General features: G+C 69.4%; 11 protein-coding genes. 7 read left to right on the forward strand and 4 right to left on the reverse strand.

The features are described 5' to 3' along the window. Window positions 1-51: 51 nt before the first annotated feature. The gene (gene typA / locus HDA40_RS32990) at window positions 52-1,917 is read right to left on the reverse strand and encodes a translational GTPase TypA (protein WP_253761698.1); all 1,866 of its coding nucleotides are present in this window, start codon (window positions 1,915-1,917) and stop codon (window positions 52-54) included. A gap of 216 nt (window positions 1,918-2,133) precedes the next feature. On the opposite strand from typA, the gene gsmA (HDA40_RS32995) reads away from it, so the two are divergent. Together gsmA (HDA40_RS32995) and HDA40_RS33000 are read left to right on the forward strand one after the other, a co-directional pair. Next, window positions 2,134-3,111, forward strand: a complete 978-nt coding sequence (gene gsmA, locus HDA40_RS32995) for a sporangiospore maturation cell wall hydrolase GsmA (RefSeq protein WP_253761699.1) — start codon at window positions 2,134-2,136, stop codon at window positions 3,109-3,111. 61 nt (window positions 3,112-3,172) lie between these two features. After that, a complete protein-coding gene (locus HDA40_RS33000; RefSeq protein ID WP_253761700.1) occupies window positions 3,173-3,697 on the forward strand; it encodes a hypothetical protein in 525 nt (174 codons plus the stop codon). Between the two features lie 40 nt (window positions 3,698-3,737). On the opposite strand, the gene HDA40_RS33005 is transcribed toward HDA40_RS33000, so the two are convergent. Further along, window positions 3,738-4,724, reverse strand: coding sequence for an LCP family protein (locus HDA40_RS33005; protein ID WP_253761701.1), 987 nt, complete (start codon window positions 4,722-4,724; stop codon window positions 3,738-3,740). 162 nt (window positions 4,725-4,886) lie between these two features. Here HDA40_RS33005 and gsmA (HDA40_RS33010) point away from each other — a divergent pair, with 162 nt between their 5' ends. Beyond that, window positions 4,887-6,008 carry a sporangiospore maturation cell wall hydrolase GsmA gene (gene gsmA / locus HDA40_RS33010; RefSeq protein WP_253761702.1) on the forward strand — a complete coding sequence of 374 codons (1,122 nt, stop codon included), beginning with the start codon at window positions 4,887-4,889 and terminating at the stop codon, window positions 6,006-6,008. Here gsmA (HDA40_RS33010) and HDA40_RS33015 read toward each other — a convergent pair. Further along, on the reverse strand, window positions 6,005-7,156 hold the full coding sequence (locus HDA40_RS33015; RefSeq protein ID WP_253761703.1) for a citrate synthase: 1,152 nt from the start codon (window positions 7,154-7,156) through the stop codon (window positions 6,005-6,007). The two genes, gsmA (HDA40_RS33010) and HDA40_RS33015, sit on opposite strands and share 4 nt — an antisense overlap. Window positions 7,157-7,224: 68 nt before the next feature. Here HDA40_RS33015 and HDA40_RS33020 point away from each other — a divergent pair, with 68 nt between their 5' ends. The 4 genes from HDA40_RS33020 to HDA40_RS33035 all read left to right on the forward strand — a co-directional run bounded on the left by HDA40_RS33020 (window position 7,225) and on the right by HDA40_RS33035 (window position 11,918). After that, complete coding sequence (locus HDA40_RS33020; RefSeq protein WP_253761704.1) at window positions 7,225-8,391, forward strand: citrate synthase; 1,167 nt, start codon at window positions 7,225-7,227, stop codon at window positions 8,389-8,391. A gap of 211 nt (window positions 8,392-8,602) precedes the next feature. Next, complete coding sequence (locus tag HDA40_RS33025) at window positions 8,603-9,181, forward strand: TetR/AcrR family transcriptional regulator (RefSeq protein ID WP_253761705.1); 579 nt, start codon at window positions 8,603-8,605, stop codon at window positions 9,179-9,181. Then, window positions 9,178-10,479: an MFS transporter gene (locus HDA40_RS33030; RefSeq protein ID WP_253761706.1), complete on the forward strand. Its 1,302-nt coding sequence runs from the start codon at window positions 9,178-9,180 to the stop codon at window positions 10,477-10,479. The genes HDA40_RS33025 and HDA40_RS33030 overlap by 4 nt, the downstream gene beginning before the upstream one ends. A 2-nt stretch (window positions 10,480-10,481) precedes the next feature. Further along, on the forward strand, window positions 10,482-11,918 hold the full coding sequence (locus tag HDA40_RS33035) for a pyridoxal phosphate-dependent decarboxylase family protein (RefSeq protein WP_253761707.1): 1,437 nt from the start codon (window positions 10,482-10,484) through the stop codon (window positions 11,916-11,918). Window positions 11,919-11,990: 72 nt separating this feature from the next. Here HDA40_RS33035 and HDA40_RS33040 read toward each other — a convergent pair whose 3' ends face one another. Next, the gene (locus tag HDA40_RS33040) at window positions 11,991-12,854 is read right to left on the reverse strand and encodes a site-2 protease family protein (protein WP_253761708.1); all 864 of its coding nucleotides are present in this window, start codon (window positions 12,852-12,854) and stop codon (window positions 11,991-11,993) included. Between the last annotated feature and the right edge of the window lie 37 nt (window positions 12,855-12,891).

Genomic DNA, 12,891 nt, shown 5'->3' on the forward strand with positions numbered 1-12,891 from the left:
GGAAACACGAACGGGGCGGTCCGAATCGGACCGCCCCGTTGTGCGTATCAGTCAGTTCTGGTGCTTGCGCCGCGCGGTCTCGCGCGCCCGCTGGGTCTGGTCGAGCGTGACCTTGCGGATGCGCACGGCGGCCGGAGTGACCTCGACGCACTCGTCCTCGCGGCAGAACTCGAGCGCCTGCTCGAGCGACAGCTTGCGCGGCGGGATGAGCTTCTCGGTCTCGTCCGCCGTGGAGGAGCGCATGTTGGTGAGCTTCTTCTCCTTGGTGATGTTGACGTCCATGTCGTCGGAGCGCGAGTTCTCGCCGACGATCATGCCCTCGTAGACCTCGGTGCCGGGCTCCACGAACAGGGTGCCGCGCTCCTGGAGGTTGGTCATCGCGAAGGCGGTCACCGGGCCGGACCGGTCGGCGACCAGCGACCCGTTGTTGCGGGTACGCAGCTCGCCGAACCACGGCTCGTACTTCTCGAAGACGTGGTGCAGGATGCCGGTGCCCCGGGTGTCGGTGAGGAACTCGGTGCGGAAGCCGATCAGGCCGCGCGCCGGGACCAGCCACTCCATCCGGATCCAGCCGGTGCCGTGGTTGACCATCTGCTCCATGCGGCCCTTGCGGGTGGCCAGCAGCTGGGTGATCGCGCCGAGGTGCTCCTCGGGGGCGTCGATGGTGAGCCGCTCGACCGGCTCGCAGATCTTGCCGTCGATCTCCCTGGTGACGACCTGCGGCTTGCCGACGGTCAGTTCGTAGGACTCGCGCTTCATCTGCTCGACGAGGATGGCCAGCGCCAGCTCACCACGGCCCTGCACCTCCCAGGAGTCCGGGCGGTCCGTCGGCAGTACGCGCAGCGACACGTTGCCGACGAGTTCCTTGTCCAGCCGGTCCTTGACCATGCGGGCGGTGACCTTCGCGCCCTTGACCCGGCCGACCAGCGGCGAGGTGTTGGTGCCGATGGTCATCGAGATGGCCGGCTCGTCCACCGTGATCAGCGGCAGCGGAATCGGGTTCTCGGCGTCGGCCAGCGTCTCACCGATCATGATCTCCGGGATGCCGGCGACGGCGATGATGTCGCCCGGCCCGGCCTGTTCGGCCGGCTTGCGCTCCAGACCTTCCGTCATGAGCAGCTCGGAGATGCGTACGCGGTCGGTCGAGCCGTCGGTCTTGCACCACGCGACGGACTGCCCCTTGCGGATGACGCCCTCCCGTACGCGGCACAGCGCGAGCCGGCCCAGGAACGGCGAGGCGTCGAGGTTGGTCACGTGCGCCTGCAGCGGCGCGTCCTCGGTGTACGTCGGCGCGGGGATGGTGTCGAGCAGCGTCTGGAACAGCGGCTGCAGCGTCTCCGAGTCGGCCGGGATCTTGCCGTCCTCCGGCTGGTTCAGCGACGCGATGCCGTCGCGGGCGCAGGCGTAGACAATCGGGAAGTCGATCTGCGTCTCGTCCGCGTCCAGGTCGAGGAACAGCTCGTAGGTGTCGTCCACGACCTCCTTGATCCGGGCGTCGGGACGGTCCACCTTGTTGATCACGAGGATGATCGGAAGCTTGGCCTTGAGCGCCTTGCGCAGCACGAAGCGGGTCTGCGGCAGCGGTCCCTCGGACGCGTCCACGAGCAGCACCACGCCGTCGACCATGGTCAGACCGCGCTCGACCTCGCCGCCGAAGTCGGCGTGGCCCGGCGTGTCGATGATGTTGATCGTGACGGAGTCGCCGTCCGCGCCCTGGTAGTGGACCGCGGTGTTCTTCGCGAGAATGGTGATGCCCTTCTCGCGTTCGAGATCCATCGAGTCCATCACCCGGTCGGCCATCTCGCCGCGGGTGTGGATCGCCCCGCCCTGCTTGAGCATGGCGTCGACGAGCGTGGTCTTGCCGTGGTCGACGTGCGCGACGATCGCGACGTTACGGAGATCCGGGCGGGTCAGCATACCGACCATTGTTCCGGGTGGACCGCCATGATCCGGCATCGGGGGCGGGGGTAGCGGCGAAGATCACGCCGTTCTCGCACTTTATAGGTATTAACGGGTTATCGTCGATTTATGGCAAGTCTGCGAAGGTTTGCCGCGATTGCGCTCGGTGTCGGGCTTTCGCTGTCGCTCGCTCCGCCGGTTTTCGCGGCATTTTCTCCTGGTGCTGGGCGCGCGGTGGTCCAGTCCAAGGTCGGGCTCAACGTCCGCTCCGGCCCGCGTCTCGCCGACCGCGTCCAGTCGCGCCTCGCGCATCGCCAGCCTGTCTCGGTCACCTGCCGGGTACGCGGACAGCAGATCGTCGGCTCGATCCGCACCACGACGACCTGGGTACGCCTGACGAGCGGCGGATACGCCTCCGACGCGTTCCTGTCGTGGACCACCCGGCGCGCGGCGACGCCGTCCTGCTCCGCGCTCGCTGTGCCAGCCGGCACGGCAGTGGTGAACCTGCCGTTCCCGTTGAACGTGCGATCCGGCCCGGCCACCTCGCACGCCATCGTGTCCACAGTGACCGGATCACTCCGGCCGCTGTGCCAGGCCTGGTCGCAGGCGGTCAACGGCAATCCCGTCTGGTACCAGCTCGGCGTACGCCGCTTCGTCACCGCGGCCTTCGTGCGCTGGCCCAACGGCCAACCGCGGCTGCGCTGGTGCGGCGCGGCGGCCCCGTCGACCCCGGCGTCGAACCAGGCCTTCCTGGCGTCCGTGATCGGGCCGGCCCAGGCCAGCGCCCGTAAATGGAAGGTGCCCGCCTCGGTCACCATCGCCCAGGCCATCCTCGAATCCGGCTGGGGCCGCAGCCCGCTCGCCGTCACCGAGCACAATCTCTTCGGCATGAAATGCTTCGGCGACCCCGGCGCGGTCGCGCTCGGCTGCACGACGTACGCCACCCGCGAATGCGCTGCCTCCCGGTGCTACTCCACTCGGGACTCGTTCCGGGCGTACCGGCGGGTGGGGGACTCCTTCGAAGACCACGGACGGGCGCTGGCTCGGCTGCCGTACTACAAGACGGCCATGAGGTACGCGGCCACCCCGAACCGGTTCGCCCTGGAGCTGCAACGCGCCGGGTACGCGACCGCTCCGGCGTACGCCGCTCACCTTGTCGGGGTGATGCGGGACTTCAACCTCTATCGGTACGACCTCCGGCCCCTCGCCTGACCAGGCGCCCCTGTGCGCCCGCCCTTGTGCGCCCGCCCTTGCGCGTCGCTAGGCTGCCGCGGTGTCCTCCCTCGCCAGCCTTTTCCTCCTGCCCGTCGATCGCCTGCCCGCGCTGGCCACCGAGGCGACCGCGCCCTACGACTTCCTCGACACGGCCGCCGAGGAAGTCGATCCCGACCTCTTCCTCTGGCCCGGTCACGGCCTGGTGTTGACCGTGTTGTACCTGGACGAGCAGGGCGTCGATCTGGCCGACACCCGGCACCGCGCGGAACAGGACCGGCTCTGCGACGACTGGGGCTACACGCTGGTGCTGCCCGACGAGCACAAGCGGCATCTCCCGGCGCTCGCCGTGGCCCGGTATCCCGCCGACGAGCTGCGGCAGTACTTCGCGACGATGGGCCTTGACCTGGACCCCGAGGAGTTCGAGGAGTTCATCGACGACGCTTTCGGTCGCCTCGACGGAGGGCCATGGCTGGTGCCATCTTGGATGGTTTCCGTCGCTGGGGCGACGTTTTCCGTTCAAGATCACGGCGTCGGAGTCGATCTAGGCGGGATGGGGCGGCCTGGGCGACCATTTCCCGCCTAGATCACCTCGACGATCACCTCGACGCCGGGGTTGGTGGGGATCAGCGGACGTAGGAGGGGTTGGCCAGCGCCCAGGTCGGCACGGTGTCGTTGCCGACCGACTCCCACAGCTCGGTCGCCTTCGCGGTGTCGGACTTGACCACGCTCTGCCCGTCGATGGTCGGCGTACTGCCGGTGGGGTTGGTCAGGAAGGTGACGTCCGAGCTGCCGATCGCCCGCAGCGCCCAGGCCAGGTTGAGCGGCGACAGGGTGTCGTCGACGGTGATCGCGCTCGCGGTGGCGCTGAGGAACGAGGTCAGCTTGGTCAGGTCGGTGACCGTCCCGGTGCTGGTGGCCTTGTCCATGACCGCCTTGATGATCTGGTGCTGGTGGGCGATCCGGGCGAAGTCGCCATCGGGGAACTGCTTGCGCTGGCGGGCGTAGTCGAGCGCGGTCGCGCCGTCCATGTGGGTGGTGGTGCCCGCCTTGTTCTTCGTGAACTTCCGGTACGGCGAGTGGATCGAGGTGAACGTCTTGTCCACCTTGATGTCGATGCCCCCGACGGCGTCGATGATCTCCTTGAAGCCCGCGAAGTCGATCATCATCACGTGGTCGAGCTGGAGACCGGTGAACTTCTCGACGGTCTGCACCATCAGGTCGGCGCCGCCCCAGGCGTACGCGCTGTTGATCTTGGCATATTCGCCGCCCTCGCCGTCGCTGGACTGGGGAACGTAGACCCAGGTGTCGCGGGGGATCGAGACGAGCTGGACGTCTTTGTGGTCCGCGCTGATGTGGGCCACCATGATCGTGTCCGTACGCGAGCCGCTGGTCTTGTCAGGGTCCCGGGAGTCGCTGCCGAGCAGCAGGATGTTCATCGCGCCGGCGGCGACGCCTTCGGGGGTGCTGGACTTCTTGCTGTCGCTCAACGCGGCGACCGAGATGCGGTCCACCTTCTTGTCGACGCCGCGCAGGTAGAGCCAGCCGCCGACGCCGGCCGCCCCGAGCAGCACCACGACGGCGAGCCCGCCGGCGATGATGTACCGCCGCACCCGTCGCCGGGTCCGTGATCTGGACGTATAGACCGATCCATCTGCCATGGGGCGTAACGCTAGCCGGGTTGCCTCGGGGCGACCATGAATGTTGCTGAGACCAACGCCACTGTCCGGACTTATCGTGCAGTGACGGTAACTTCGGAATTGCGTTGAATGGGTATGAAGTTCTTCGGTGTCGTCGGGCTCGGCCTGCTCCTCGGTACGTTTGCCCTGGCCAGCCCCACGAGCGCCGCCGCGCCCCGGGATCAGGCGATGCCGCTCGACCGAGCGGTCGCCAAGGCCGGCGTGGAGGCGATCGTGCGTGCCCCCGGTGGTCTCAACGTCCGATCCGGCGCGGCGACCGATCGGTCGATCTTGGGAACCGTCGACGACGGCTCCCGGGTCCGAGTCGTCTGCCAGGTCTGGGGCCAGCAGGTGAAGGGGACGCAGCGTACGGCCGCTCTCTGGGATCGGCTGGACTGGGGCCACGGCCACGTCGCCGACGGTTTCCTCCAGTGGCCGTCCGGCCGCCCGGCCCTGCCGTGGTGCGGCGACCCGCCTGTGGACGCGACGTCGTCGGCGGTCGACATCACGTCCGGAAGTCTCAACGTCCGCTCCGGGCCGAGCACCAAACACTCCACTGTCGGCTCGCTCGGCGACGCGGCCGGGCTGCGCGTCGAATGCCGCAGCTGGGGCAGCACGGTCGACGGCAACGCCGTCTGGGATCGCATCGGCCCGGGTCGCTACGTCGCCGACAAGTACGTCCACTGGGCCCCGACGACGCCGCGATACCCCTGGTGCGGTCAGGCGCCGGCGACCGTACCGGCGGCGACCAAGGACGGCTTCCTCGCCCGGGTGGCCGGGGCGGCCCAGGCGAGCGCCCGCACCTGGAAGGTGCCCGCCTCGGTCACCATCGCCCAGGCCATCCTCGAATCCGGCTGGGGTCGCAGCACCCTCACCCGGGTCGACCACAGCTACTTCGGCATGAAGTGCTTCGGCGGGCCCGGTCCGATCGCGGTCGGCTGCTCGACTTATGTCACGCAGGAATGCTCCAACGGCAAGTGCCGCAGCACCCGGGCGTCCTTTCGGGCGTACCGGGCGACGGGGGATTCGTTCGACGACCACGGGCGGCAGCTCGCGACGCTGCCCCGCTACCAGACCGCGATGAAGTACACCAACGACCCCGAGCGGTTCGCCCGCGAGATCCACAAGGCCGGGTACGCCACCTCACCCACGTACGCGAACAACCTCATCGACCTGATGCGCCGCTTCGACCTGACCAAGTACGACCGGAGGTCCTAAGCGGGATCGGGGACGGGCTGGGGCGGCGGCGGTCCGACGTACCGCGAGTCCGGCCGGATGATCTTCGAGTCCTCGGCCTGCTCCAGCACGTTGGCGCACCATCCGATGACCCGGCTGGTGGCGAAGGTCGGCGTGAACATCTCGCGCGGAAGACCGCACAGCTCCATGACGACGCCGGCGTAGTACTCCACGTTGGTGTGCAGTTCCCGGCCCGGCTTCAGCTCGGCGAGCAAGGCCAGCACTCGTGCTTCGACGGCGACCGCGAAGTCCACCAGGTCCCCGCCGAGCGACTGGGCGACGCCCTTCAGCATGCGCGAACGGGGGTCTTCGGTGCGGTAGATCGGGTGGCCGAAGCCCATGATCCGGTCGCCGTTGAGGATTCGCTCTCGAAGCCAGCCGTCCGCCCGGGAAACCGAGCCGATCGCGTCCAATGTATCCAGTGCTCGGCTCGGGGCGCCGCCGTGCAGGGGGCCCGACAGGGCGCCGAGCGCGCCGCCGATGCAGGCGTACAGGTCGGCGCCGGTAGAGGCGATGACGCGGGCGGTGAAGGTGGACGCGTTGAAGCCGTGGTCGACGGTCGCGATCAGGTACTTCTGGATCGCGCTGACCTGTTCCGTCGAGGGAACCGAACCGGTGATCATGTAGAGATAGTTGGCCGTGTGCGACAGGTCGTCCCGTGGCGCGATCGGGTCGAGGCCGGACGACAGGCGGTACAACGCCGCCAACAGTGATGGGGTCAGCGCACAGAGGCGCATCGCCTGCGAGCGCCGCTCATCGGGAGACGTGTCGTACAGCGGGCGAGCCCCGGCGGCCAGGCCGGCGACGGCGAGCGCTGCGCGCAGTCCGCCCATGGGATCGGCGGTGGTGGAGGCGGCGGCGATCGAGGGGAGGGCTGCGGCGACCGCCGGTGGGATGTGGCGCAACGGTGCGATCTCGGCCGAGAGCGAGCCGGCCGACGCGCTGGAAACGGGCAGCGCGCCGTCGATCAACAGCGCCCAGACGTCTTCGAGCGAACGACGCTCGGCGAGGTCGATCGCCGAGTACTGCCGGTAGTGGTAGAAGCCTTCGCGGCCGCGTACGTGGCCGATCGTGGTGTCGGTGACCACGACTCCGGCGAGTCCGCGCGGGACGGTGACGAGTTCAGGCATGCCGCGAGCGTCGCTCCGACGAACCGCCTCAGTCAACGTTGATTCAGTCAATGTGAGATCATGGCCACATGGCCGACGATCAGCTGCTGACCACCGCCGAAGTCGCCCAGCGGCTGCGGATCAAGCCGGAGACCATTTACGCGTACGTGAGCCGGGGGCTGTTGACTCGCGTCAAGGTTCCGGGCGAGCGGATCAGCCGGTTCCGGCTCTCGGACGTGGAACGGCTGGCCTCGCGTACGCAGGGAACCAGGCCGGAGCGGGATGCCGCACCGGCCATGCGGACGGCGATCACGCTCATTGCGTACAACCGGCTCTTTTATCGAGGCCGGGAGGCCGCGAGCCTGGTGGACACCCCGTTCGAGCAAGTGGCCACGTGGCTGTGGGGTGGTGGCGCGACCGAGTTCGCGGCACCGGGCGAGGCGCTGGAGCGGGCGCGGAGCGCGAGCGCGCACCTGCCGCCGCACGCGCGGCTGGCCGACCGGCTGCCGGTGATCGTCGCGGTGGTGGCGGCGACGGACCCGCTGCGGTTCGATCTGTCTCCGTCCACTGTGGTTACCCGCGCGCCAGAGCTGGTCGCGACCATGGTCGACGCGTTGCCCGCGCGAGGCGAGCCGGCCGATCGCACCGTCGCGGCCCGCCTGTGGTCGCGACTGACCGAACGCGCACCCTCCGCGCGGGACCTTCGGGCCATCAACGCGGCACTCGTTCTGCTCGCGGACCATGACTTAGCCGCTTCGACCATCGCGGTACGCGTCGCCGCATCGACCCGAGCCCACCCGTACGCCGTGGTGTCGGCCGGATTAGGCGCGTTGGACGGGCCGATGCACGGCGCGGTCGGAGCCGGCGTCTACCGGCTGATCGAGACCGCCGCCCGGGACGGAGCGGCGTCCGCGATCGCCGAGCACCTGCGGAGTGGTGGACTACCGGGGTTCGGGCACTCGCTCTATCCGGACGGCGATCCCCGAGCGCGGGCGCTGCTCGACCTCGTGCCGATCCCCGACGACCTCCAAGTGACGCTTGACGACCTCGTCCGGACGGCGAACGCGAAGCCGAACATCGACTTCGCGGTGGCGGCGCTCGCGCACTCGGCCGGGATGGGCGCGGGGGCGGCCGAGGTGATCTTCGCTGTCGCCCGGACCGCGGGCTGGATCGCGCACGCCATCGAGGAGTACGCCCAGCCGCCCCACCGGTTCCGCTGGAGCAGCGGCTACACCGGCCCGACGCCGGAGGCGTGACCGCCTTCCCTCCGAAGGCGTGACCGCCTTCCCTCCGAAGGCGTGACCGCCGGAGTTGATCAGGGTGCTGGGGAGTTGATCAGGGTGCCCGGGACACGACACGCCGGTCGATCATGGCCGAAGGTTCATGATCGCGCCCCCAAGGCGCACGCGAGGGGGAGTCTCCATCAAGCGATTGACGGAGCGGCGGGCGGGCCGTTAGCCTGCGGGGATGCCGGAGGAGAAGGCCAGCCGGGACCGCGTACTCGAGGCCGCGACGCGCTTGTTCGCCGAGCGCGGCTATGACGGCACCAGCACGCGGGAGATCGGCCGGGCGAGTGGACTGAACATCGCCACCGTGGCGTACCACGTGGGTGCCAAGGCGGATCTGTATCGCGAGGTCATGCGGCACGCGTACGAGTTGGAACGCGAAGCGCTCGACAGCGCGATCCGGGACTTGCGCGCGGAGCGGGACCCGATGCTGGGCGTGCAGGTGCTCGTGCGGCGCTATCTGGACTTCTGCCTGGCCAATTCGTATGTGCCCGCGCTGTGGATGCGGCGGTGGCTCGCGGACGCCGCCGATGTGACCGGCCTGGAGCAGGAGTACGCCTGGCCGCTGATCGACCTGGTCCGGGACGCGATCGGAATTGACGACGACATGACACTCTGGACCGTCATGTGGAGCATCCACGGCTTCGTCCAGGCCGGCGTGCTGGACGCCGACGGCAAGCGGCACGTGCACGATCTCGCCACGGTGGACCGCTACCGGGCGCATCTGGACACCCTCGTAGCGAAGTGGATGGCGGCGTGAACAAGGGCCGACTCGCCGGGTACGGCGTGGGATCGATCGGCACCGGGGTCTTCTCGACTGTTCCGGGGCTGCTCCTGCTGTTCTTCCTGACCGATGTGCTGGCCGTGCCGGCGGCGCTGGCCGGGGTCGTGGTGGTGGCGCCGAAGGCGCTGGACGTGCTGTTCAATCCGATCATCGGGGCGGCCAGCGACCGGGAGGCGGTCCGCACGGCGCGCCGCACGAAGCTGTTGCTGACCGGGGCGCTCCTGATGCCGGTGGCGTTCGCGACGATGTTCCTGAGCCCGTCGAGCGGGTACGCCGGCGCGGTCTGGGTGACGCTGGCGTTCATCGGCGCCTCGGTGGCGTTCGCCGCCTTCCAGGTGCCGTACGTCGCGTTGCCCGCCGAGATGTCCGACGAACCCGATACGCGGCTGCGCGTGATGACCTGGCGGATCGTCTTCCTGACCTTGGGCATTCTGATCGCCGGTGGGCTCGCCCCCGCTGTCGTGGACCTCGGTGGCGGCGGTCGTCCCGGGTACGCCCTGATGGGAGCGGTCGTCGGGGCGATCGTCCTCGCGGCCTGCGTGACGGCGACGCTGTCGACGCGGTGGGTGCGGTCGCGGCCGGGCGGCGAGGTGCTGGGCCTGGTGGCGGCGTTCCGGACGGCCCGGGGGAACCGGCCGTTCTTCCTGCTCATGGCGGCCTTCGTGACACAGGCCGTGGGCATCGCGATCATGCTCGCCGCCGTGCCGTACGTGGCGACGTATTGGCTCGGCGACTACAGCCTCACCTCGATCCTGTTCGTCTGCGTCGTCGGCCCGAGCGCGCTCGCCGTACCGGTGTGGTCGGCGCTCGCCAGGCGGTTCGGCCGGCTGCGCTGCTTCACCGTGGCCATGATCGTTTTCACGGTGGCGGCGGCGCTCAACTACCCGCTCGGCCGGGCGTCCGTCACGGCCGGAGTGCTGTCCGCCGCCGCCGTGCTCGGGCTCTGCTACGCGGCGTTGCAGGTGCTGCCGCTGGCGATGATGCCGGACGCCATCGTCGCCGACGCGGCGCGTACGGGGCAGGTTCAGGCCGGGGCGTTCACCGGCGCCTGGACCGCGGGGGAGACGGCCGGACTCGCCGTCGGCCCCGGCCTCTACGCCCTGATGCTCGCGGCGGGCGGCTTCCTGTCCTCCACCTTCGACGCGCCGGTCACCCAGCCCGGCTCGGCGAAAACGGCTCTGCTGCTGGGGTTCACCGTTGTACCGGCGCTGCTCATGCTGGCGTCGCTGCCCATCCTGCGTGCCTACGGGCGCGCCCGCACCACGGGAAATTGAACATGTTGCCTGAACACGGCCGATCCTCGGCTGAGCTGCTGGACGAATTGCGGCAGCTGCGCGCTGCCGACCTGCCCACCCAAGGCGGCCGCACGACGGCGTACGTCTATGACAGCGGCCGTCCCGAGGTCCGCGCGGCCGCGCAGGCGGCGTACCTGGAGATGCTGGAGGTCAACGGGCTCGATCCGACCGCCTTCCCCAGCATCGTCCGGCTGGAGCGCGAGGTGGTCGCGGCGGTCGCGAGCCGGCTCGGCGGCGACGACGCCACCCCCGGGATCTTCACCAGCGGCGGCACGGAGTCGATCATCCTGGCGGTCAAGGCCGCGCGCGACTCGCGTCCCGACGTGGCCGAGCCGGAGATCGTGGTCCCGACCACGGTCCACGCGGCCTTTCACAAGGCCGGTCACTACCTAGGGGTACGCGTAAAGCAGGTCCCGGTCTCGCCGTCTTCCTTTCGGGCTGACGCGGCGGCGACAGCCGACGCGATCACGGAGAACACCGTCCTCGTGGTCGCGTCCGCACCGTCCTACGCGCACGGTGTGATCGATCCCGTCACCGAGATCGCCGCCGTCGCGCTGGAGCGCGGGATCGCGTGCCACGTCGACGCGTGTGTCGGCGGCTGGCTGCTGCCCTGGCTGGCCGACGCCGGAGCCGACGTGTCGCCGTTCGATCTCAGCGTTCCCGGCGTGACCTCGCTGTCGGTCGACCTCCACAAGTTCGGGTACGCCCCCAAGGGCGCCTCGGTCCTGTTGTTCCGCGACTCGGAGCTGCGGCTGGCGGCGTACTTCGCGTGCGCGGAGTGGCCCGGCTACACCGTGATCAACTCGACGATCCAGAGCAGCAAGGGCGCCGGTCCGCTGGCGGGCGCCTGGGCGACCTTGCAGGCCCTGGGCACCTCCGGCTACCGGCAGCTCGGGGCGTCGGCCTTGGCGGCCACTCGCCAGGTTGTGCGCGGCATCGCGGACATTCCCGGCTTGAAGGTGCTCGGCTCGCCGGATGCGACCCTGGTGGCGTTCACCGTGGACGACGATCCCGGCTTGGACCTGTTCACGATCGCCGACGAGGCCCGGGCCCGGGGCTTCTTTCTCCAACCCCAGCTCAGCTACGCCGGGATGCCCGCCAGCCTGCACCTGACCCTGACCGGAGTCAGCGCGGAAGGCGTCGACGCGCTGCTGGCCACGCTCACGATCGCGGTGGAAGCGGCGCGGGCGATCGGGCCGGCGCCGACGGCCGGGCTCGCCGAGATGATCGGCGGGCTGGACTTCGCCGCGCTCGACGACGCCACGTTCGCCTCGTTGCTGCCGGCCGTGGGGGTTTCCTTCGCCGAGGGCACGCCCCGGATGGCCGCCGTCAACGGGGTGCTCGACGGGCTGCCGCCCGCCGCGCGCGAGGCGTTGCTGACGCGGTTCCTCTCGGCGCTCTACAGCCCCGCCCTCTAGCTGCAGATCACGGTTACGCAGGCCAAAACCGCCGGTTTTGGCCTGCGTAACCGTGATCTGTCGGGAACGCTGTCACCAGTGGTGGGGGACGTAGGTGTACTCCATGCCGTAGAGGCAGAGCGCCGCCGTCGCCAGGTACGCCGCTCCGATGGCCCAGCGCGTACTGGCGGGGACGTCGAAGAAGGCGCTGGTCCGCCCGGCTTTGCGATCCTTCCAACGGCGGTAGGTCTCGATGCCGCCCATGATCAGGACGAAGATCAGGATCGGGTTGGGCCGCAGGATGAGGAAGACTGCCGCGCCTACCAGTCCGGCGATCCAGATGGCGGGGTGCAGTGCGCCCGCGACCCGGCCGCCGTCCAGTGGCAGCACCGGGAACAGGTTGAACAGGTTGATCAGGAAGCCGGAGTACGCCAACGCCGTCAACAGCGGGGATCCGCTCGACTGGGCTGCGGCGAGGACGGCGATCGTGCCGACCACTCCGGCGATCGGCCCGGCGAGTGCTGAGGCCGCCTCCTGCGCCACCGAGCGCTGTTCGCCCTCGATCTTGACGAACGCGCCCAGGAATGGGACGAACATCGGCGCGCTGGCCTTCACACCCTGGAACCGCAGCACGATGACGTGCCCGATCTCGTGGACGAAGATCAGCAGGACGAAGCCGATCGCGAACCACCAGCCGTAGAAGATGGCGTACCCGACGACCGACAGCAGCATGGTGAAGGCCGTCTTGAAGTGGGCGAACAGCCAGACGCCCTTGAGCAGGCCGACGAGTTTGCCCGCGCCCGCGACCTTGGTGGCGCCGGCCGCCACGGCGACGCCCGCGCCCGCTTTGCCCGCACGATCCCGCCAGGTCTTCTTCTTCTGCATGACCTGGGACTCGACCTGCGACACCGTCGGTGGAGGCTGGGTAACAGTTTGCGGCGGAGGGGAGGGTTCCACGACCGCCAAAGTAGCGCAAGACTGCACCTTATGGCGT

The sequence above is a fragment of the Hamadaea flava genome, assembly GCF_024172085.1.
In the GTDB taxonomy this organism is placed as follows: Bacteria; Actinomycetota; Actinomycetes; order Mycobacteriales; family Micromonosporaceae; genus Hamadaea; species Hamadaea flava.